This window comes from Paenibacillus sp. FSL M7-0420 (assembly GCF_038002345.1).
GTDB lineage: Bacteria > Bacillota > Bacilli > Paenibacillales > Paenibacillaceae > Paenibacillus_AQ.
Genome location: NZ_JBBOCJ010000001.1, coordinates 2,811,883 through 2,834,572 on the forward strand (window position 1 = coordinate 2,811,883; position 22,690 = coordinate 2,834,572).

At 52.1% G+C, this 22,690-nt stretch carries 15 protein-coding genes and 1 pseudogene; 13 read left to right on the forward strand and 3 right to left on the reverse strand.

What is annotated here, in order from left to right; all coding sequences use genetic code 11:
- Positions 1–3: 3 nt before the first annotated feature.
- The 6 genes and pseudogenes from MKX51_RS11730 to MKX51_RS11755 all read left to right on the forward strand — a co-directional run bounded on the left by MKX51_RS11730 (position 4) and on the right by MKX51_RS11755 (position 7,071).
- Complete coding sequence (locus MKX51_RS11730) at positions 4–1,779, forward strand: sensor histidine kinase (protein ID WP_340992480.1); 1,776 nt, start codon at positions 4–6, stop codon at positions 1,777–1,779.
- A 194-nt stretch (positions 1,780–1,973) separates the two neighbouring features.
- Complete coding sequence (locus MKX51_RS11735; RefSeq protein WP_340992481.1) at positions 1,974–3,302, forward strand: ABC transporter substrate-binding protein; 1,329 nt, start codon at positions 1,974–1,976, stop codon at positions 3,300–3,302.
- A 107-nt stretch (positions 3,303–3,409) separates the two neighbouring features.
- Positions 3,410–4,306, forward strand: a complete 897-nt coding sequence (locus MKX51_RS11740; protein WP_340992482.1) for a carbohydrate ABC transporter permease — start codon at positions 3,410–3,412, stop codon at positions 4,304–4,306.
- Entirely contained in the window at positions 4,299–5,123 is an 825-nt protein-coding gene (locus MKX51_RS11745) for a carbohydrate ABC transporter permease (protein ID WP_340992483.1), read from the forward strand. Before MKX51_RS11740 ends, MKX51_RS11745 begins: the two co-directional genes overlap by 8 nt.
- Before the next feature lie 332 nt (positions 5,124–5,455).
- Positions 5,456–5,758, forward strand: a complete 303-nt coding sequence (locus tag MKX51_RS11750) for an ArsR/SmtB family transcription factor (RefSeq protein ID WP_340754230.1) — start codon at positions 5,456–5,458, stop codon at positions 5,756–5,758.
- 143 nt (positions 5,759–5,901) lie between these two features.
- Positions 5,902–7,071, forward strand: a pseudogene (locus tag MKX51_RS11755) (MFS transporter).
- A gap of 564 nt (positions 7,072–7,635) precedes the next feature.
- Here MKX51_RS11755 and MKX51_RS11760 read toward each other — a convergent pair.
- Entirely contained in the window at positions 7,636–8,001 is a 366-nt protein-coding gene (locus MKX51_RS11760; RefSeq protein WP_340992484.1) for a hypothetical protein, read from the reverse strand.
- A 273-nt stretch (positions 8,002–8,274) separates the two neighbouring features.
- Here MKX51_RS11760 and MKX51_RS11765 point away from each other — a divergent pair, with 273 nt between their 5' ends.
- The 3 genes from MKX51_RS11765 (at position 8,275) to MKX51_RS11775 (ending at position 10,998) form a co-directional block, all read left to right on the forward strand.
- Complete coding sequence (locus MKX51_RS11765) at positions 8,275–9,102, forward strand: copper amine oxidase N-terminal domain-containing protein (RefSeq protein WP_340754224.1); 828 nt, start codon at positions 8,275–8,277, stop codon at positions 9,100–9,102.
- A gap of 43 nt (positions 9,103–9,145) precedes the next feature.
- Entirely contained in the window at positions 9,146–10,198 is a 1,053-nt protein-coding gene (locus tag MKX51_RS11770) for a DUF1835 domain-containing protein (protein ID WP_340995592.1), read from the forward strand.
- 308 nt (positions 10,199–10,506) lie between these two features.
- Positions 10,507–10,998: a DinB family protein gene (locus tag MKX51_RS11775; protein WP_340941513.1), complete on the forward strand. Its 492-nt coding sequence runs from the start codon at positions 10,507–10,509 to the stop codon at positions 10,996–10,998.
- A 60-nt stretch (positions 10,999–11,058) separates the two neighbouring features.
- On the opposite strand, the gene MKX51_RS11780 is transcribed toward MKX51_RS11775, so the two are convergent.
- Complete coding sequence (locus MKX51_RS11780) at positions 11,059–12,735, reverse strand: ABC transporter substrate-binding protein (RefSeq protein ID WP_340992485.1); 1,677 nt, start codon at positions 12,733–12,735, stop codon at positions 11,059–11,061.
- A gap of 123 nt (positions 12,736–12,858) precedes the next feature.
- Between MKX51_RS11780 and MKX51_RS11785 the strand changes: the two genes are divergently transcribed.
- The 3 genes from MKX51_RS11785 (at position 12,859) to MKX51_RS11795 (ending at position 17,026) form a co-directional block, all read left to right on the forward strand.
- A complete protein-coding gene (locus MKX51_RS11785) occupies positions 12,859–14,397 on the forward strand; it encodes a DUF4153 domain-containing protein (protein ID WP_340992486.1) in 1,539 nt (512 codons plus the stop codon).
- Positions 14,398–14,461: 64 nt separating this feature from the next.
- Entirely contained in the window at positions 14,462–15,160 is a 699-nt protein-coding gene (locus tag MKX51_RS11790; RefSeq protein WP_209879837.1) for a Crp/Fnr family transcriptional regulator, read from the forward strand.
- 162 nt (positions 15,161–15,322) lie between these two features.
- The gene (locus MKX51_RS11795) at positions 15,323–17,026 is read left to right on the forward strand and encodes a methyl-accepting chemotaxis protein (protein WP_340992487.1); all 1,704 of its coding nucleotides are present in this window, start codon (positions 15,323–15,325) and stop codon (positions 17,024–17,026) included.
- 53 nt (positions 17,027–17,079) lie between these two features.
- Here the strand turns inward: MKX51_RS11795 and MKX51_RS11800 are convergent, their stop codons facing one another.
- Positions 17,080–18,162: a nucleotidyltransferase domain-containing protein gene (locus tag MKX51_RS11800; RefSeq protein WP_340992488.1), complete on the reverse strand. Its 1,083-nt coding sequence runs from the start codon at positions 18,160–18,162 to the stop codon at positions 17,080–17,082.
- 241 nt (positions 18,163–18,403) lie between these two features.
- Here MKX51_RS11800 and MKX51_RS11805 point away from each other — a divergent pair, with 241 nt between their 5' ends.
- Entirely contained in the window at positions 18,404–22,300 is a 3,897-nt protein-coding gene (locus MKX51_RS11805) for a galactose-binding domain-containing protein (protein WP_340992489.1), read from the forward strand.
- The last annotated feature ends 390 nt before the right edge of the window (positions 22,301–22,690 follow it).

Genomic DNA, 22,690 nt, shown 5'->3' on the forward strand with positions numbered 1-22,690 from the left:
CGTATGCGCAGATACTGGGAGCGGTTCAAATTTCACAGCCTATTCATCAAAATCTTCATCGTGATGCTGATCAGCATCATCGCCGTAGCCATCGCTTCCTCCTGGACGACCGTCCGTATGTCGGAGAAGCTGTTCATGAATACGTTCAGCATTACGAATTCCAAGGTGATCAGCCAGATTAAGGCGAGCTTTGAAGCTTTTCATTACTCGATCGTTACGGCCACCAACAATACCCAGCTAAGCGGCACGATCCGTTCCTTCCTGTCTGAGGAGGACTCGGATTCCGTGCGGATGCTGCGGACCTATTACAACATGACCACACAGATGAAGAAGATTCAGTCCACACTCGATGCCTATCAGGTCGGGGTCAAAATCATGGGCAAAAACGGCCGCAGCTACTCCACCAATACGAATAATCTGCTGATGAGTGACCGGGAGCTGCAGGAGCACGAGCTGACACGGAATACGCTGGCCGAGCCGAAACGGCTGATGTACCAGTTCTATGAGGAGACGATGCCGGATTCGGCGCAGAAGGAAGCGGTGATTGTAGGCAGCAAAGCGCTGATGGACCGGACAACGGGCGATATCTACGGGACGCTTTTTTTCACCATTCATGAAAAGGATTTCCGCTCCTTCTACGGGAGCTTTGTCAGTACCGGGAACGATGTGGTGATCCTGAATAAGCAGGGGGTGATTGTGTCCAGCAACCGCAGTGATCTGATGGGCCAGCAGGCGGGGGATCTGTTGCAGGGGGCGAAGGAGATTGACGAGCAGCAGCTTGCTTACCAGAACACCGATTTCCAGGGCACCGATTCGATTCTGATTGCGGATTACCTGCCGTCTTATGACTTCTATATTGTGAACCTGATCGATAAGCAGACGGCCCTCGGCCAGATGGTCAACGGTAAAATGGTCGTGCTGTTCTGCTCAGTTATCGTGGCTGTGGCCCTGATCGTGGTGTTCCTGATCTTCAGAAGGCTGACCCGCTCGCTCACGCTGCTTACCCGGCAGATGTCCAAGATTACCGAGCGTAACTTCCACAATTACATTACGGTTACGGGCAGCTTTGAATTTCAGGAGCTGGGGCATGCCTATAACTATATGCTGGACGAGCTGAATGAATATGTCGAGAAGCTGGTGGAGACGCAGCAGGAGCAGCGGAATGCCGAGCTTGCGGCGTTGCAGCATCAGATTAACCCGCATTTTCTGTATAATACGCTGGCCTCGGTGAAATTTCTGGTGCAGCAGGGCAGTCAGGAGAAGGCGGTGCATACAATTCATGCCCTGATCTCGATGCTGCAGAATGCGCTAAGCAATGTCAGTGAGAGCATTACGGTGACGCAGGAGCTGGAGAATCTGAAGTCTTATGTGTTCATCAACCATGTGCGGTACGGCGAACAGATCAGGGTGAATTTCTTCGTCTCCCCGGATTGTATGGACTGTCATCTGCCGAAGCTGATTATTCAGCCGTTCATTGAGAATGCCTTCTTCCATGCGTTTACGCGCAAAAGCGGCGGATATATTCATATCCTAATCTCTCAGGATGCCGGAGCTCTGCTCTGCGAGGTGGTGGATAACGGGGACGGAATGGATACCGGAGCGGCTGATCTGCCTATGTCCGGCCTTGAGGGAAAGCGCCAGCTGTTCACCGGAATCGGTATCCGCAATGTGCATGACCGGCTGGTGCTGATGTACGGCGAAGAATATGGAGTCACCATAAAGAGTGCGCCGGGGGAGGGGACTGCCATCCGAATCCGCCTGCCGCTGATGAAGAAGTGAGATTATTACCATTTTCCAAAAAAAGAACAAATACCAAACAAGGTAACGCTTACAATCAGGCGATAAAATGACCAATCCCCATAAAGTAAGTTCTAACGGGTCGCCCGGAGCGGGTGATAAGATTACTTATGTAATAAATAAGCGCTTACATTCAAGCAAGATATAGTAAAGCGCATCAAAGGGGAGGCTTACCAATGAAAAAAGGCTTTGCGTTAGTCCTGATTTGCCTGCTACTGCTTACGGCCTGCAGCTCTAATTCCGGGTCCAAGAATTCCGGCAATACTGCTGGGGACACGGGAAAGACAGAGAATACAGCAGCTACAGAGCCTGCACAGGCGAAGGAAATTACGATTTGGGCTTGGGACCCTGCATTCAATATCGCCGCGCTGGAAGTGGCCAAAGCAGAATATGCCAAGACCAACCCGGATGTGAAAATTAACATTGTGGAATATGCACAGGCGGATATTATCCAGAAGCTGAACACGGGGCTGAATTCCGGGACTACCAAGGGTCTGCCGAATATCGTGCTGATTGAAGACTACCGTTCCCAGAGCTTCCTGCAATCGTACAAGGATTCCTTCTACGATCTGAGCAGCTCAATCAAGGGCGCTGACTTCGCGGATTACAAAAGCGGTCCTACCAGCCTGGACGGCAAGCAGTACGGGATTCCTTTTGACTCCGGCGTAACCGGCCTCTATGTCAGAACGGACTATCTGGAGCAGGCAGGCTACAAGCTGGCCGATCTGCAGGATATCGACTGGAAGAAATATATTGAAATCGGCAAAGCGGTGAAAGAGAAAACCGGCAAAGCGCTGATTACGCTGGACCCGAACGACCTCGGACTGATCCGGGTGATGATTCAATCCGCAGGCGAGTGGTACCTGAAGGAAGACGGCAAGACGCCGAATATCGCGGGAAATGCACCGCTTAAGGAAGCTTTTGAAACCTATAAGGAGCTGACCGAATCGAACGTAGCCAAGGTGCATGCAGACTGGAGCCAGTTCGTAGCCGCCCTGAACAGCGGTGATGTAGCCTCGGTGCCGACAGGCAACTGGATCACCCCTTCGATTACGGCGGAAGCGTCACAATCCGGCAAGTGGGGCATCGCACCGCTTCCGAAGCTGACTGTGAACAAATCCGTTCATGCCTCGAACCTGGGCGGAAGCTCCTGGTATGTCATGAATGTGGATGGTAAGGAGACGGCAGCAGACTTCATGGCGAAGACCTTCGGCTCGAATGTGGAAATGTACCAGAAGCTGCTCACGGACATCGGTGTCATTGGTACCTTCAAAGCGGCTGCGGGCGGAGAGGCTTACAGCCAGGCTAATGAATTCTTCAGCGGCCAGAAGGTTGTAGCGGATTTCGCCGCCTGGACGGAGCAGATCCCAAGCGTCAATTATGGAATCAACACGTATGCGATTGAAGACATCCTGATTGTAGAGATGCAGAATTATCTGAACGGCAAGGATATTGACAGCGTGCTGAGCGATGCCCAGGCCCAAGCCGAGTCACAGATTAAATAGTTAGTTCTCATACAGTGACCTTGGGCGTGGCCTGCAGCTTCCGGGAGTTCAGGGGGCGGGCTGTGCCCGGGGTTTATTTTAAATGATAAGGAAAGGACTGGGCAGCTGTGCATCAAACCAATTCCAAACTTAGATTCCGCACCAAAAGTGTGTTGACCGGATGGTCCTTCGTCCTGCTGGCGGTCATTCTGATCTTCGTCTTCTATTTCTATCCGATGCTTCAAGCACTCATTCTGTCGTTCCAGACGGGAACGGGCAGCAATCTTACCTTCACCGGCTTCGATAACTATTCACGGCTTCTGTCTGACAAAACATTCATTGTATCGGTTAAGAACACCTTCATCTATCTGCTGGTTCAAGTGCCGCTGATGATCATCCTCGCGCTGTTTATCTCGGTGCTGCTGAATGACAGTAAGCTGAGATTCAAAGGATTCTTCCGCACGGCGATCTTCCTGCCCTGTGTCACTTCACTGGTTGCGTATTCTGTGGTATTCAAGTATTTGTTCTCCGGCAATGGCCTGGTGAATACGATGCTGCTGAAGCTTCATCTGGTTAGTGCCCCGATTGAATGGATCACCGATCCGTTCTGGGCCAAAATCACCATTATCATAGCGATCACTTGGCGCTGGACGGGCTACAATATGATTTTTTACCTGTCCGCCCTGCAAAATATCGATCACTCCATCTACGAGGCCGCCCGGATTGACGGAGCTTCAGCTTCCCGCCAATTCTTCGGAATTACGGTCCCGCTGCTGAAGCCGATCATCCTGTTCACCTCGATTACCTCAACCATCGGGACCCTGCAATTGTTCGACGAGGTCATGAATATTACGAAGGGCGGCCCGGGCAACGCGACCCAGACGATCTCCCAGTATATCTATAATTTGTCGTTCAAATATGCAGCAGACTTCGGCTATGCAGCCACCGTATCGTATTCGATTGTCATTATGATCGCGCTGCTGTCGGTCATCCAGTTCAAAGTGGCAGGTGATAAAAATGGCTAAAAGTAAACGTTTCTTCATGTATCTGTTCCTCAGCATCGCGGCCATTGTCTCAATCTTTCCATTCCTGTGGATGGTCGTCAGCTCGACGAACCAGTCGGTGGATGTCACCCGCGGGCGTCTGCTGCCAGGCACCCATCTGCTGGAGAATCTGCGCAAGCTGCTGGACACTACGGACCTGCAGTTATCCCTGATGAATTCAGCGAAAATCTCGGTAACCACCACGCTGCTGGCGCTGCTGATTGCCTCGCTGGCCGGTTACGGCTTCGAGGTCTTCCGCAGCCGCTCGAAGGATATTGTATTCAACATTCTGCTGCTGTCGATGATGATTCCGTTCGCCGCGCTGATGATCCCGCTGTACCGGATGTTCGGCCAGATCTCGAACGTCTTCCCATGGATGGGCATCGATACGATGGTCTCGGTCATTCTGCCTACCGTGACTACCGCGTTCCTGATTTTCTTTTTCCGCCAGAGTACGAAGATGTTCCCGAAGGAGCTGCTGGAGGCCGGGCGGATGGATGGGCTTAGCGAGCTGGGCATCTTCCTGCGCATCTATCTGCCGACGATGAAGACGACTTACGCCGCCGGAGCGATCATTACGTTCATGTCGAGCTGGAACAACTATCTCTGGCCGCTGATCGTATTGCAGACGCCGCAGACCAAAACCATGCCGCTGCTCATCTCCACCCTCGGCTCAGGCTACGCCCCGGACTACGGGATGATTATGATTGCGATTGTAATCGGCACGATCCCTACTGCGCTGGTATTCTTCGTGATGCAGAAGCATTTTGTGGCGGGGATGATCGGGTCGGTGAAGTAATGTGAACAGGAGCAATTCTACACTTTGGGAGTAGTCGTGGCTCCGGGGATTGTTTGGACTTTCGGCCGCTGTTGTCTCCAGATTTCTTGATTCAAGCCGCTTCCAGCGGTTGAAATCCGGAGACAAAGGCGGACGCTGCCGCTCCTACAGTTCCAAACATCCCCTCCGCCACTCCTCCCAAAAGGGGGAAGCTCAAGTTCAATTACTGTGGGGGTAGGGCAGGGGGGAAAGGCAAGAGCTCTATCGCTGAATGTTCGCTACAAACACAGCTTCATTCATTAACTTAAAGCTTCCGTATTGACATATCGCAAATCATCGATATGATAATGACTATGAATCCAATTGATGTATTTAAGGCTTTGTCGAATGAATCCAGGTTACAGATCTTACAATGGCTCAAAGAGCCATACGTTCATTTCAAACCCCATGAAGGAGTAGATATGGAAGAGATCGGGGTTTGTGTAAGTCAAATAACCGACAAGCTGAACATGACTCAGTCCACGGCTTCTCAATATCTTACGATGTTGCAGCGGGCAGGGCTAATCACCACAAAACGTATTGGCAAATTTACGTATTATCAGAGAGACGAGGAAGCCATACGTCAGTTAGCGCAGTATACGATGACAGATATGTAAGAGAGATAACACTGAGTTCTTTACCGGGAATTCGGCGTTATCTTGACATTATATATCGACAATTCGCGATATGTCTTTTTTGTTATCGTATCGATAATTCGTGAATTGTATATTCAAAATAATCAAAGGAGCTGTATCATTTTATGTCACTAAGCTGGAAGGTTTATATTTTAGCCATTGTTAGTTTTTTGGTAGGGACGTCCGAGTATATTCTGTCTGGCATTCTAGATAAGGTATCCATTTCTCTTGGTGTTTCAGTTGCTGCCGCCGGGCAATTAATTACGATTTTTTCGCTGGTCTACGCTATATTTACTCCTATTCTTATGGCTGTAACCGCAAGTATGGACAGGCGGAAATTAATTATGCTGGGTCTAGGTTTGTTTGTGGTATCTAATGTTCTCGCCGTTCTTTTGCCCGGGTATGGATTGTTTGTGGTAGCCCGCATCATTATGGCCATGGGTGCAGGTGTAGTAGTTGTTACCGCCTTAAACATTGCAGCGAAAATTGCGCCTTAGGGGAAACAAGCAAGCGCGATTGCAACAGTCGTAATGGGCTTTACAGCATCCTTAATTATTGGCGTACCTCTTGGGCGCATTGCAGCGGATACGCTTGGCTGGAAATCTGTGTTCGGGGGAATTGCCCTTCTAGGTATTATCGCAATGGTCATCCTTTCTTTCGCCATCCCGCGTGTTAAGGGAGATGAACCTATTCCATTACGCCAACAATTAAGTTTACTGCAAAAGCCTAAGGTAGCATTGGGATTAGCGATTACCTTCTTTTGGCTTGGCGGATATTCGGTTACCTATACGTATCTTTCACCGTATCTGCTTGGAGTATCGGGCATAAGTGATAAATATCTTAGCGGAGCTTTGCTTATATTTGGAATAGCCAGCATGATAGGCTCCAAGATCGGTGGCTTCAGCACGGACCGGTGGGGGGTTAACCGAACCTTATTCAGCGGATTGATACTCCATATTGTAATGCTGATCCTATTGTCTTTGGTGACGAATACATTCATTGGTGTAATGGTCGTGCTATTGTTGTGGTCGTTCTCCGCATGGTCCTCTGGTCCAACGCAGCAATATCATTTAACGACAATTGAACCCGAAGCATCGGGTGTTATGCTTGGTCTTAATCAGTCGATGATGCAGCTTGCTATGGCAGCGGGTGCTGGTATAGGCGGGGTAGCGATTGAAAAGATCTCGCTTGCATCGATTACATGGATTGGTGCTGCAGGGGTTGCGATTGCTATAATCGCTACGCTCATTTTATATAGAATGAATTCTAAATCAGAGATGAGTGTTCAACATTAAGTTCAAAATAAGTGAATGATGCTGCGTGAAGTGTACTTACTTCCGGCTTGTTTTGGGAGTAGTCGTGGCTCCAGAGATTGTTTGGACTTTCGGCCGCTGTTGTCTCCAGATTTCTTGATTCAAGCCGCTTCCAGCGGTTGAAATCCGGAGACAAAGGCGGACACTACCGCTCCTACAGTTCCAAACATCCCTTCCGCCACTCCTCCCAAAGGGGTGGACCAAGTACGCTTACCGTGGGGTGGCGCATGGATGTTTTAATCGCTGCTGTTTGTCTTCATTTAATGCCTCCCGTTAGTATATTTCCCTCCCAATCCACGAAAATGAGAGTTTCTTTATCCATAAGGCTCCATTCAATTATGGTTTTCACATGGCCCGGCGTTATAACGTTGTCATCCCACAACTTCATAGGAAAAGTTGAATTTTTTATCATCCGAAACAATAAATAGTTTTATTCGTCCGTACTCTTCATCGTCTTCTTTGACATACCAGAAATAACTCTTTTCACCATAAACGAATTTTCTTCTTCCCTTTTTATTAACACCCAATGTGTTCGTCCCCGCATTCCTATATAATTCTATTTCCGATTTTCCACTTCATGAAAAAATTAATATCCTCAATCGAATCGAGAATTCTCCATTCATATTCTTTATTCTCACGAAGCTCGCTTAGAACGAGGGGTTTAACGATGTGTTTCTCTAACAGTCCTTTCGTCCTGGAAATATATGCGAATCCCAAAATAGCATTGGCTCGAATAGCAGCAGACTCATGATCCGCAAGCTGGGCACAAATATCTTGGGCAAACTTCCAGTTGGGATGGTACTCACCGATAGAAAGAGGGAGCGTCAGAAGATCAGCGGCGTCATTTCTTTTTAGACGGTCCTTTATCTCCTCGCTGGAAAGATCATTGGGCGGTGTATAAATTTTGGACAATTTCAGTATAATTCTCCTTCATCCCCTTGTACTTTGGCATAGCTCATAACACTAATCTCCTTTGCAATAACTTCATTTTAATTATAAATATATCAAGAAAGTATTCAAACGCCTTCTACATGTTCAAGCTGAGAAAGAGCATGTCACGAAAAGACACTGCTTCCCTGTGAGGGTTGTTAAATTTTACTAGAGACGCGCAACTGATGAGGGGATTTGGAGTAATAAGAAAGATGATAAAAATATATGAAATAGAGGGAAAGAGAGGATTTTGGGATGAAGACAGGTAAAAAAGTGTGGACAGCCTTACTGGCTGCGGGATTGAGCTTCGCCATGTTGACGGGTGTGAATCCGGGGAAGGTAGAGGCGGCGGCTAAGAAATACCCTGCGCTTCTGAAAATCAACGATTATTATGTGCTCTATACAGCACCAAAGGCGCCATATGTGGATTCCAACTACCGAACGATGATCCCGCTTCGCTCCATTAGCGAGCTGATGGGGGCGAAGGTCAGCTATGATGCCAAGGCTAGAACGGCTGCCATCGAAAAGGATAGTGTAACGGTTAAGTTCACCATTGGTTCCAAATCTGTTTCGGTTAACGGGGTTGCCGGATCGATGGACACGGTTCCGGTGATGGAGCAGAATTCAATGTTCATCCCGGTCAGTGTGCTGGCCGGACGTCTGGGTATTGTGAGCAAATGGGATCAGGCGAATCAACTATACACTCTGACGGGTGAAACCCTGATGCAGACGGATATCATCAAGCTTTCTTTAGAGGACAATGAGAACGGACCCTTCACTTCCCCACCGGGGAAGATCATTAGCAACGATGCGTTCCGGCCAGTTTCTTACACCTTTGACCCTGCAAAAGGCAGCTTCACGGTGAAGGCAAAGAATATAACAGGTAAGGATGTACCTGAAGGGGCGGCGGATGTTGCCGCGTATATACTTTATGATGAACTAATTCAATTGCCGCCGCAGGAACGGGAAAGACCGGCTGTGCGTAAGGATGGAACGATTGAGGTTACCGTTAAAACCGAAACACCGAGTACTCCAGCTTATTTACTTGTAAAAGGGCGCCTGCTCGACCGTTCCGGAAATTAATTTCAATTTCGATTTTGAATCAGAGGTGAATTCGTTGAAGGACATGCTGGCGATTAAAAAGGCAGTAAGTACCTTGCGGGATGAGGAAGTAAAGTCGTACTTGACGCAGCTTCTGGCGGGAATTGGCGAGTTGAAGGAGCAGAGCGAACTGCTGGAGGAGCGCATGGCGGAGCCGGTTGCTAGATTGATTGACCAGTACTCATCACTGATGAGTCTTCCGGCACAGCGTGCCTTCTGGGACCCTGCACCTGACAGTACCCATGTTCATATTCTCTGCGGCGACTCCTTCGGAGGCAGTGTGAAGCAGGTGCTTAAAGAATTTGGCTGGACGGATACCCATAAGCTGATTATCCTGCGGGAGAATTATGCTATAGGTCCGCTGGATCAGTTGGATACGCCAGTAGGGAGGAAACTGCGCAGCGAATGGTTCCGCCAAAATATAACGGAAAATTATAATGTCTCATATGATTGTGAAGAAGAGTATACGGAGCTGCTGGACAATCTGGAGCAGATTCCCGAACAGGCCAAGGTTGTGATCTGGACCGGGAGCAATGCATCCGAGCAGGCAGGGCTGCGTCTTACGGTCCATTTGCTGGCGAACAGACAGAATGAGATTGTAGTGCTTAATGCCGGGGCCATCTGTGAGGAGCTGTTCAACTGGCCGGATGCTTTCATTAACTTCTGCCATTCCGGTGAGATTCCGTCAGACAAGCTCCGGGAAGCGCTTCTGCGGATCGGTGACGCCAGCAGGCTGACTGCTGCGGATATCATGCGGCTGGCCCGGGAATGGCAGCAGATCGCAGAGCAGTGCGGGGCTCTGCGAATCTGGCAAGAGGACGCCCTCCTGGAGGTGCCTGCCGATTATTATGATGGCTATCTGCTGGAAAAGCTGGATTCACTGACACCCCCGCCAGGAGAAGACGGATTCCTGAAATCAGCCCGGCTGGTCGGAGAGGCGCTCGGATACTGTGAGCAGTATGTCGGTGATACTTATTTCGAGCATAGGGTGAGGGAGTTGATCTACAGCGGGGTACTGGAGATCAAGGGCGTTCCCACAGCGATGAGATTCTATAGCATCCGGCGCAAGAAAGGGTAAGGTATATAAGAAGCACTAATGAAATTAACGAAAAGCAAAAAGAAGCGGAGGGGAAATTTGGAACTGGAGGAGCGATAGCGTCCGCCTTTGTGTTTGGATTTCCACCGCTAATAGCGGTTAAAAATGAAGAAATTCAAACACAACAGCGGCCGGAGGGCCAAATGTTCACCGCAGCGACGACCAAGGTTGGAGTTCAGATCTTAAGTGCATTTTATATAGCAGCGGTTTAATCAGCAACAGCGGCCAGCAGTCCAAATGTTCACCGCAGCGACGGTCAAGCTTTGAGTTCAAATCTAAGGAGGACAACCATGCAAACCTTATTTCGTTATAACTGGCAGGTCCGCGAGGAATGGTATCAATGGTGCGGGGAGCTGCCGGAAGAAGAGCTGGTGAAGACACGCATTGGCGGAGTGGGCGGAATCCTGCAGACGCTGGTGCATATAGTGGATGTGGAATTAAGCTGGGTCCGGGATATGGAAGGGAAGCCGGATATCCGATTAGACTTCACGGAGTACAATACTTTGCAGAAAATCAGAGAGGTGGACGCACGCTTCAGGCCTGAGGTGGAGTCCTTCGTAGTGGCTTGGAATGAGGGATTGGAACGGAGGATTCTAAGGGAGGATAAGCCGGATGGGCAGGTTATCCAGCATAGATGGGGCGAAGTGATGCGCCATGTTGCCGCGCATGAGATTCATCACATCGGCCAGCTCTCCATCTGGTCAAGGGAACTCGGCCGGAAGCCAGTCTCGCCTAATCTGGTGGGCAGAGGTCTGGCTACGTACTTACCCGGTACAGAATAAAGGAGGCTGCGGGTCCTAAAATAGTCTGGCGGTGCAGCCTCCCGGCCTCCGACTTCGTATCTACAGCTCCGGCGGAAACCACAGATGGCGCAGATCGACCCAGCCCTGGCTGTTGAAGGTCACCCCGCGCACGGAGGGCAGATAGGCGGTCTCGGCAGGCCGTTCGTAGAGAATATGCAGCTGGTGGTCACGGGTTAGAGTATCCTCGATCACCCGGAAGCCTTCCGCCCGAACGGCGGCGTCAGGCTCCCGCGAGATCTGGCGCAGTCTGCCCTCAATGCCCGCACGGGTGCGTGGTTCGATATGCTGCGAGAGGGTCAGATACAGGTCGTACAGCCGGAGCTGCTCGTCCTGGTCGCGGAGCAGCGAGAAGACGATCAGGTCAGACTTCAGGCGGATCGGACCTTTGAATTCCTCCGGCGACACGGATAACACCTTGCAGGCATATCCATGCTGCGTTAGTCTTGCGGCGATGTATTCGGCATCCCCGGCGTATTGCGGGATCGTGGCAATCTGCAAGACTTCAGCCGGAGGCGCTGCGAAATGCCGGAAGGGCACTCTCGGAGCTTCATGCAGACAGGACAGCAGTTCGGCACGGAGAAGGGGATCGCTTAGCGGTCCCTTTTTCTTCGTGTTGCACGTTACGAATTTGCGGACATAGGACTCAGAGTGGATTCTGCTTAGAGAGTCTGCGCCCGACGCTGACGGATTCGGGATGACATGGAAGGCAGAGCCGGTCTCTGAGGGCTCCCGGTCAAGGCTCCACGGGACATAGATGATCTCCACACGGTCCAGATGGGCCCGCCCCTGGAAGTAATAAGGGAACACCTCCAGCACACAGGTATCCTCATTCATCTCTACGACCTTGAACGGTCCGGTGCCCGCCGGCCTGCGTCCAAACAGATTCTCTCCAATAGACTCCAGATCGCGGGGCACAATCGCCGCCCGGCTGGTGCAGAGGAAGGGAAGGAAGAGCTCATTCGGCTTCTTCAGCAGTATGCGGACGGTAGAGGCATTCAAGGCCTGGACCTCCTGAATCTCCTTGACAATATAGCTGTACAGCATGCGCTGCGAGGTAGACATCATCCGTTCGAACGAGTAGACGACATCCTCGGCGGTCAATACCTTACCGTGATGGAACAAGACCTCCTTGCGCAGATGAAAAGTCCAGGCGGTCCGGCTCCCGTCTGTCTCCCAGGCATGGGCCAGGCCGGGGATCACCTTGCCGCGTTCACCGCTGCGGCCGACCAGCCCGTCAAAAACATGGCTGGAGACGAATGACTCCGCCAGCAAATTCATATAGAGCGGATCGAAGGTCTGGAGCTGCTGGGTGACCGGCAGCCGCAGCGTATCGATCCGCTTGTCGCTGTGCACCTCGGCATGATGCCCGAAGTAAGCCAGCAGCCAGCCTTGCAGTGTGTCCTGCAGCGATGAGGTGCGGGCATGTCCGCGTATGCCCTCCAGCGCACTGCTGATATCCTTGCTGCTTATCGCCTGCTTCATGGATTCCAGGGCAATGTCCTCGGCCGCTGCGAGGAACACCAGCTTGGAGCGCCGCCCCCTCCCCCGGCTGGGGGTCCAGGTGATCCAGCCGAGATCGGCCATTTTGCGGATCACATGCAGTGCATTGCGGTGGGTGCAGCCAAGGGTCAAGGCCAGCTCGTCCAGGGTGACGGAGATCTCGGCCGGACCTCCATGCTGCGAATGCAGCTTCAGGAACTGACTGTGCAGCTTCATGTGGAGAATTCTCCTCCTGTCTAATCTATAAAATAGGAAATTAATAATATTATATTTCTCTTTTTCTTCTTATTTTATCAGCTAAAATCAGGATATGATAGTAAGAAGATGGGGGAATTTACCATGGACGAACAAACGGTATCCAAACCGGGGCTTGGGCGTGTAGCCTTATTGGCCGCATTTCTGCTTGCGATTGTGCATCAGTACCTGTTCTACGGCAAAATGCCGGGGATCTCTTACCCGATTTTTGTGGTCTTATTTTATGCTTTTATGCTCTATTTCGCCAAGGAGCGGCTGCGCAAGCAGAACGGGTTCAGCTATGTTTGGATGGCTTCCATTTTTCTGCTGTCCCTGACCTATATGCTGTTCGGCAACTGGTTTTTCTTTGCCCTTAATTTCGTTGCTATTCCGGTGCTCATTCTATTACATATGACGTATATGCTTAGTTACCGTAAGCCCGCCTGGAGCGGACTCGCGCTGATCGGCGCGGCGCTTGAGCATCTGTTCCCGCAAAGTCTGCGCAACTGGGCCACGGCAATGAGGCTGCTGCGCCGGGGCAAAGGCGGGATACCGAATGAACGCAAGCAGGTATTGATGCGGGTGCTGATCGGTCTGCTGATTTCCGTACCGCTGCTGCTGATTGTGATCTCGCTGCTCTCTACGGCGGACGGAGTGTTCAGTCAGCTGCTGGAAGCACTCCCGGGGATTTTTGACAATATTTCACTGGGGGACTGGATCTTCCGGGGCCTGTGGGTTCTGCTGCTCGGGCTGGGCATGTTCGGCTTCGTCTGGGGGTTCGTACAGAGTAAATCCTATATCCGCACTCCTCTGATCAGTGAGTTTGATGCGATGGGACAGAAGCTGGAAGCGGCTGAAGCAGGGGAGGATAGTATCGGTCTTGATGACCCGGTCATAATCACTACCGTGCTGACTGCAATCAATGCGGTGTACATGCTGTTTGTGAGTGTCCAGTTCTCGTATCTGTTCGGAGCCTGGGATGGTATTCTGCCGGAGAATAGTACGTATGCAGACTATGCGCGGAGCGGTTTTCTGGAGCTGATTCTGGTCACATCCATTAACTTCGCGATCTTGCTGCTGTCCTTGCTGGCCGTGCGCAAAGCGGGTGGTATCCTGAAGCGGGTAATTCAGCTCCTGCTGTATATTCTGGTGTTATGCTCCATGGTCATGCTGTATTCTGCATACTCGCGGCTGACTCTGTATGAAGAGGCGTACGGTTACACCTACATCCGGTTCCTGGTGCATGCCTTCATGATCTTCCTCGGTTTGCTGCTGGTGCTGGCGGCCGTGCGGATTAGCCGGGAACCGTTCCCGCTTCTCAAATGCTACATCGTGCTCGGTCTGCTCTCTTACGTGCTGATGAACTATATAGGGATGGATCATATCATTGCGAAGCAGAATATCCACCGTTACGAAGTAAGCGGGACGCTGGATGCCGGTTATCTGGCCGGTCTCTCCGCAGATGTAGTTCCCGAGCTGATCGAATTCAGCAAGCAGGAGAAGGGCATTCTGGACGAGGCGCTGCGCAGCAGACTGTCTGAAAGCAATCAGCCTAAGCTGAGCTGGCCTTCGTTCAATCTGGCGAATCACCGGGAGCGTAGAGCGCTTGAGGACTATTTTGCCGGAGAGGTAACGCAGAAATAGCTTCTGTGCTCAGGCTTGTGTTACAGTAATTTCAGCTAAGTTGACACAAGGAGAGAAGAAGCTCATGCAATCGATTATAAATCCGGAGGCGGTTCGAAGCCTTACCGAGCAGAATGGGCTCACAGCCATGTTCAGCAGCAGCGCCATTGCCCAGATGGAGCTTCGGCGTTACGGCGGCGGGGAGGCGGTCTGCTCGGTGGGCGACCGGCTGGAGCATATGTTTTTCCTGATGCAGGGGAAGCTGAAGATTCATACGCTGCTGCCCAACGGCAAGTCGATGCTGGTCCGGTTCGCCCGGCCGATGTCGGTGATCGGGGATGTGGAGCTGCTGCGCCAGTATCCCGTCAAGAATGAGGTTGTCTCTGTGGGGGACAGTCTGCTGCTTGTCGCCGGAAGAAAGCTGCTGCTCCGGGAGATTGAAGATAATACAGCGCTGCTGCGCTTCCTGGTAGGAGAGCTGAGCCACAAAATGTACACGCTCGGCCAGACCTCTGCCATGAATGTGCTCTATCCGGTGGAGAACCGGTTCGCCAGCTACCTGATGTCGCTGTTCGCGGACAACACGGGCGCCCAGCGCGTAGAAGAGATTCGCACCTCCACGCTGACTGAGACCGCCGATCTGCTGGGCACCAGCTACCGGCATCTGAACCGGGTGGTGCGCCGCCTCATTGAAGACGGGATTATTGAACGCAGGAACGGCCGGCTGATTGTGCGGGATGAGGAGCGGCTGGCAATGCTTGCGAACGGGAACTTGTACGATTGAACTGTATTACAAGACGTAATTCAGAGAACCTCTATTTCTGCCTTGGCAGGGATGGCGGTTTTTTTGTGCTTGGCAGCGTATTTCAGTTTCATTTAAGAATGATGATGTACGCTACGTAGAGGTTACACTGTAAAGCTTACATATCGAGTGGAGGTAGTTATCATGTTCAACAGACTTAGAGGAATCCGGGCCAAAATCATGTTTGGTTTCGCCGCTGTTATTATCGTGTTCATTCTCGCTATATTCGGCAGCACTATATTTCAGGGTAAAGTGACCATGCTTACAGAGCAGATCAACCGCAATTACAGCAAGCTGTCGATGGTACAGAAATTAACCGATGAGATCCGCACGGCGGACGGTCTGGCCGCAAGGTATGTGATGAGTAATACCACGGAGGAGAGAACAGCCAATCTGACCGCCTATGAAGCCAAGATCCCGGAGATTACAGCCGCAGTCGAAGAGCTTAAGGGCGCCGGCCTGAATGAAGCGGAGCTTGCGGGAATTCAGAATCTGGAGGGGGAGTGGGACAATTATCTGACGGTGCTGAAGCAGGCTTTTGCCTTGGCCAAAGAAGGGAATTTCCCGCAAGCGCAGAAATCGTTCACAAGCCTCTCCCTTACGACGATCATCGATTCACAGCTGGTATTCGAGACGATGCTGCATGATGAAATTATGAAAGAACAGAATCAGGCAGCTACCCACCGCAGCTCGGCTATGATTACCAGCATGGGGGTGACAGGATTATCCGTGGTACTGGCTCTGTTGATCGCATTCGTATTGTCCGCACGGATTCTGAAGCCGGTAAAGGATGTGAACAGGCAGCTTCAGGAGATTGTGCGCGGCGATGCCGATCTGACCCGCAAGCTTAGTGTGCAGACGAAGGATGAGATCGGTGAGCTGGCCCGGAATTTCAATACAATGACCGATAATCTGGCAACGATGATCACCCAGGTGAAGCTATCCGCGAACGGTCTGGCGGCTTCTTCAGTGAAGCTGACCTCGGATAGCGGATTGACCGCCGAAACGACCGAGAAGATCTCCGGAATTATGGGTGAGGTCGCAAGTGGTGCGGGCATGCAGATGAATGACCTGCAGACTAACATGAACACCATTATTGAAATGTCGGACGGTATCCAGCTGATTGCTGCCAGTGTACAGGATATCTCGGAAGCTTCCCTGCGTTCTGCAGATTATGCCGTTGCCGGGGATCTATCCCTGCAATCTGCCGTCCGGCAGATGGATTCCATCAACGAATCCATTCAGTCCTTATCGGAGAAGGTTATGGGCTTCATGAAGCGTTCACAGGACATAAGCAGCATTGTCGGGGTGATCAAGGGGATCGCCTCGGAGACGAATATGCTGGCTCTGAATGCGACCATAGAAGCGGCCCGCGCCGGAGAGCATGGCAGGGGATTTGCTGTCGTAGCCGATCAAGTGCGCAAATTGGCTGAGCAGTCCGCAGATTCCGCCAATCAGATTGCTGAAATGGCAACCGGAATCCAGGCTGATGCAGATCATGCAGTGAAGGTGATGAAGAACAGCATGAACGAAGTACTGGGGGGAACCCGGATCATAGAAGAGGCCGGGCAGTCTTTCAATGCCATCCGACTCTCGATTGATTCACTGGCGGGACAGGTTCAGGAGGTATCCGGTGCGGTAGAAGAAATCACGGCAGCAACGGAGGAGATTGTAGACTCTATCCGTACCGTTACGCATATCTCGGAGACTACAGCGGCAAGTACACAGCAAGTATCCGCCGCATCGCAGGAGCAGATGGCTTCAGTGGAACAGATCGCCTCTTCTGCCAGTGCCCTCAGCATACTGGCGCAAGGTCTGCAAGGTCTGGTAGCACGTTTCAATGTATAATTAGGCAAGCCCCCAACCTGAACGAAGGGAGGGGGCATGATCTTGCTTATCTGTTACTTGTTCATATATTGCCGGTACAGCTCTTCAAAAGTATCGTACTTCCGGGGCTGCCGGCCGGCCCGCTGATATTCCTCCAGATAGTCATCCATTGCCAGGAGGAACCGGTCCTTGAACATATCCAGATTAGCGGCATCAAAATATTGCATGAGTCCGAACTTCCGCGTTCCCCGCGATTCGGTCATTTCATCCAGCAGACCCTGCGCTCCCATGGCGGCGTAAAAGGCGTAAGAAGCATCCTTACTTTCAGCGCTGGCGATGATCTTGTTGCGGTAGTTACACCATAATTCCTCATAGGTGCCCGCCAGATTATCATAGGTAGGAACAGGCTGTTCTACATATTTCTGATACAGGATGCTGTACAGATCAAGGATACTTTTGAGCAAAATGCCGGAGGTACTACGGATCTCGTCTGTCGTCTTCGCACAGATCACATTCATATAGATCGTTTCATAGTTTTCGGGGAGGTAGCGGTAGGCTGCGGTGTCCTCCAGGTATCTTTTCAGCCCTCTTTTCAAATAAGTATTATTCATATGCGTCAAAGCGTTCACCAGATTGTAGACCAACTCCGCTGAAGCCAGCCTTACGGCTCCCTTATCCTCTGTAAGACAAATATTCGCATATTCCTGCTTGGCCAGATCGATCCACTTCTTCGCCCGTTCCATACAATCGCGTCCCAGGGGCTTCGCCAGAGCATCCAGCGCCCGTTGCTGATAGACCTTAAGCTTCTCCAGATCCTCGGGCTTGGCATAGTAGAGCACCTGCAAATCTATTAGAGAGGAGATCATCGGACTTTCAAGCGCGGCCTGTTCTTCGATCCGGGTCTCCCAAGGAGTGCAGTAGATATCATAACCGACATCCCCCAGAATGAAGCAGGACGAGATGCCCCAGCCTTGGTTGTTATTATTGATGATGATCAGATCCAGGTCGCTTTTCTCATGATAATCCCCGGTATTGCAAGAGCCCGCAAGCCCGATTACTGCAATCTCCTCCGGAAAATCCCGTTTGGCCCGCTCGATCACCATGTTGATCAGTTTTTCGTTTTTGGATAATAGCTCCTGCCTGATACTTTCATTCATAGCTGATTCCTCCTGCGCTGTGGCTTGTTGTTGTATTCATTGTAAAAGCATCTGCCGTCCGCGGGTATGCCGACTTCGGTTAGGTTCATTCTCTCCCTGAGCGCTCCGTATGTACGCACATACTTTTCATAGAATACGCCATCGACCTGAGCCAGGCTCTATCTTATATTATTACCATAATTTGTTTTATGAAAGCGCATACTCGAAGGTGGCACCATAATTTATGGGAGGTGGTTGTCAAATGATCAGCAGAACCAGGTCTTCGGTAGCAAGGACGTTCCTGATGTACGGTCTGATGCTTGTGTTATGTGTGGGACAGCTCGCGTTATTTCCGGCAGTGGGGGCGGCGGCAGGCAATCTGGCTCAGGGCAAGACGATCAGCGCAAGCTCAGTCGGTGATGTGTATGTAGCAGCGAATGCTAATGACGGTAACCAGGGTACGTACTGGGAGAGTGCCAACAATGCTTTTCCGCAATGGATCAAGGTGGATCTGGGTGCCAGCAGCAGTGTGAATCAGGTTGTACTGAAGCTGCCTGCGGGCTGGGAAGCCAGAACACAGACGCTGTCTGTGCAAGGCAGTACGGATGATACGTCTTACAGCAATCTGGCGGCGTCTGCGGGGTATGCCTTCAATCCGGGCAGTGCGAACTCCGTCACCATCAGCTTCACTGCAGCAACCGCCCGGTATATCAAAATCAACTTCACGGCCAACACCGGCTGGCCTGCAGCACAGCTATCTGAGCTTGAGGTGCACGGCACCACGGCCTCTCCACCCGGAACCTATGAAGCGGAGGCCGCCGCCTTATCCGGCGGAGCCAAGACAAATACCGATCACAGCGGCTATACCGGTGCTGCCTTCGTAGATGGCTACCTGGCTCAGGGGGCAGCCACAACCTTCTCGGTAACGGCTCCGGCGGCAGGGAATTACAGCGCAGCCCTGCGGTATGCCAATGCGTCCGGCAGTACCAAGACCCTCAGTATCTATGTGAACGGGACGAAGGTCAAGCAGACCTCGCTTGCCAATCTCCCGAACTGGGATACCTGGTCGACCCAGGCAGAGATTCTTGCCTTGAACGCCGGAACCAACACCATTGCCTACAAGTATGATGCGTCCGATTCCGGCAATGTGAATCTGGATCAGCTTGTGCTGAGCGCTTCCCCGGCGCCGACGGCAACGGCAACGCCAGCTCCGACGGCTGTGCCGACCGCAGCCCCAACGGCTACGCCAACCGTAGCTCCAACGATCGCGCCGACCGTTGCACCGACGGCTACACCTACTGTAGCCCCAACGGCGACTCCGGCTCCGACGATCACGCCAACGGCCACCCCGAGCACGGGTCCCGGCTCGAATCTGGCGGTCGGCAAGGCAATCAATGCTTCTTCTTCCGTCTTCACCTTCGTCCCCTCCAATGCCAATGATGGAGAAGTCACTACCTACTGGGAAGGAGCGGGCGGCAGCTACCCGAATACGCTGACCGTCAGCCTCGGCGCGAATGCCAATGTCACCTCGGTGGTCGTGAAGCTCAATCCGGCAGCCGCCTGGTCAACCCGTACCCAGACGATCCAGGTGCTGGGACATAACCAGTCCACAGGAACGTTCACCAGTCTGGTGCCTGCGGCGGAGTATACGTTTAATCCGGCCAGCGGCAATTCAGTGACCATTCCGGTGACCGCTATAATCAGTGAGCTGCAACTGAGAATCACGGCGAATTCCGGTTCAGGCGCCGGACAGGTAGCCGAGCTTCAGATTATCGGCACACCGGCGGCGAATCCTGATCTGACGGTAACCGGAATGTCATGGAGTCCGTCGGCTCCGGTAGAGACCGATTCTCTCACGCTGAGTGCCACCGTCAAGAATATCGGCTCAGCGGCTTCGGCCGCAACCACAGTCAGCTTCTATGCCGGCACCACCCTTGCCGGGACAGCCCCGGTGGGTGCGCTCGCCGCCGGAGCTTCCGCGAATGTATCCTTCAGCCTCGGAGCCAAGGATGCCGGAACCTATACGGTAAGCGCTAAGGTAGATGAGAACAACAATGTCATTGAGCTGAATGAGGGAAATAACAGCTATGCCCATCCTACGGGCCTTACTGTGAATCCGGTATCCAGCTCGGATCTGATTGCTTCTCCGGTCAGCTGGTCTCCCGGCAACCCGGCAGCAGGCAACACGGTCAGCTTCTCGGTGGCCATTAAGAATCAGGGAACGGCGGCCTCAGCCAGCGGCGCGCATAACATCACGCTGACCTTAACGGATGCCACCTCCGGTGCGGTCCTCAGAACGTTGACCGGCTCTTATAACGGTGTCATTGCTGCCGGAAGTACTACGGCTCCTGTGTCTCTTGGGACCTGGACGGCGGTGAACGGAAAGTATAATGTCAAAACAGAAATTGCCGTGGATGCCAACGAACTGGCGGTCAAGCGGGCCAACAACATTCAGAACCAGTCGCTCTACATCGGACGCGGGGCCAATATGCCTTACGACATGTATGAGGCAGAAGATGGAATGATCGGCGGCGGAGCTGTCAAGCTGACCCCGAACCGCAATATTGGCGATCTGGCCGGTGAAGCTTCCGGCAGAAGAGCGGTCACCCTCAATACAACAGGCAGCTATGTGGAATTCACGACCAAAGCCAGCACCAATACCCTGGTCACCCGCTTCTCCATTCCCGATGCTCCGGGCGGTGACGGCACCACAGCTACACTCAACATCTACGTCAATGGTGTGTTCAACAAGGCCATTACCTTGACCTCCAAATACGCCTGGCTGTATGGCTCGGAGGCCAGTCCCGGCAATTCGCCGAGTGCCGGCTCCCCGCGCCACATCTATGACGAAGCGAATATCATGTTCGACAGCACGATTCCGGCAGGCAGCACGATCCGGCTGCAGAAGGATGCAGCCAATACTTCGCAATATGCCATTGACTTCATCAGCCTGGAGCAGGTCTCGCCGATAGCCAATCCGGACCCGGCCAAGTACACGGTTCCTCTGGGCTTCACGCACCAGGATGTGCAGAATGCACTGGATAAGGTCCGCATGGATACAACGGGCAAGCTGGTTGGCGTCTATCTTCCTGCCGGAACCTATGAGACCTCGAACAAGTTCCAGGTCTACGGCAAGGCGGTGAAGATCGTCGGAGCCGGCCCCTGGTATACCCGGTTCTATGCTCCGCTCAACCAGTCGAATACAGACATCGGCTTCCGGGCGACAGATTCAGCGAATGGCTCGACCTTCTCGGGGTTTGCCTACTTCGGCAACTATACTTCACGGATTGACGGTCCCGGCAAGGTATTCGATTTCGCCAATGTAGCCAACATGACAATTGATAATATCTGGACGGAGCATCAGGTATGTATGTACTGGGGCGCGAATACCGATTATATGGTCATTAAAAACTCGCGCATCCGCAATACCTTTGCCGACGGCATCAATATGACCAACGGCAGCACGAACAATCTCGTGTCTAACATCGAGGCGCGGGCAACCGGAGATGACAGCTTCGCCTTGTTCTCGGCGATCGATTCCGGCGGCTCCGACATGAAGGACAATGTCTATGAGAATCTGACGTCCATCCTGACCTGGCGGGCAGCCGGTCTTGCCGTCTACGGCGGGTATGCGAATACCTTCCGCAACATCTATATTGCGGATACTCTCTGCTACTCCGGGATTACAATCAGCTCGCTGGACTTCGGCTATCCGATGAACGGCTTCGGGGCGTCACCGACGACGAACTTCCAGAATATCTCCGTCGTCCGGTCAGGCGGACATTTCTGGGGCGCACAGACCTTCCCGGCCATCTGGGTATTCTCCGCCTCCAAGGTGTTCCAGGGCATCCGGGTCAGCGATGTGGACATCATCGACCCGACCTATCACGGAATCATGTTCCAGACGAACTATTCCGGCTCTGCGCCGCAGTTCCCTGTCACAGACACGATCTTCACCAACATTACGATCTCCGGTGCCGTAAAGAGCGGCGACGCCTTCGACGCCAAATCCGGTGTCGGTATCTGGGCTAATGAATTGCCGGAGCCCGGCCAGGGACCGGCAGTGGGCAGCGTAGTCTTCAACAACCTCAAGATCCTGAACACGGTAACGCCGATTAAAAACACAACGTCCACGTTCACGATAACGGTGAATCCGTAGAGGAACGAAGCAACGCTTTCTGTGATGCAGCGCACAAAAAAACCGCAACCCGTTTGTCCGGGAGCGGTTTTTTTGTTGAATCGGCCGTAGGTCCTTGGGTTTACATCATACCCATGACTACTCGTACACGTATGTTACCTTTCAGATCCCGCCTGGCCATAGGAAATCCTGCATCTTTTACAACAAATCAGTCTCTATATAGCCTCCAAAAAGGAAATCCTGCACAAATTACAACAATGTGGACTCAGACTTCCCAATCTGCTGATTATTCCTGCAAAATGTGCAACAATCGGGGACCAGAGCTACTCTGCGGCTGGAAATCCTGCACAATGTACAACACTGCAAGTCACAGGACCGATCGTGGCTGCAATTCCTTAAAATCGACAAATG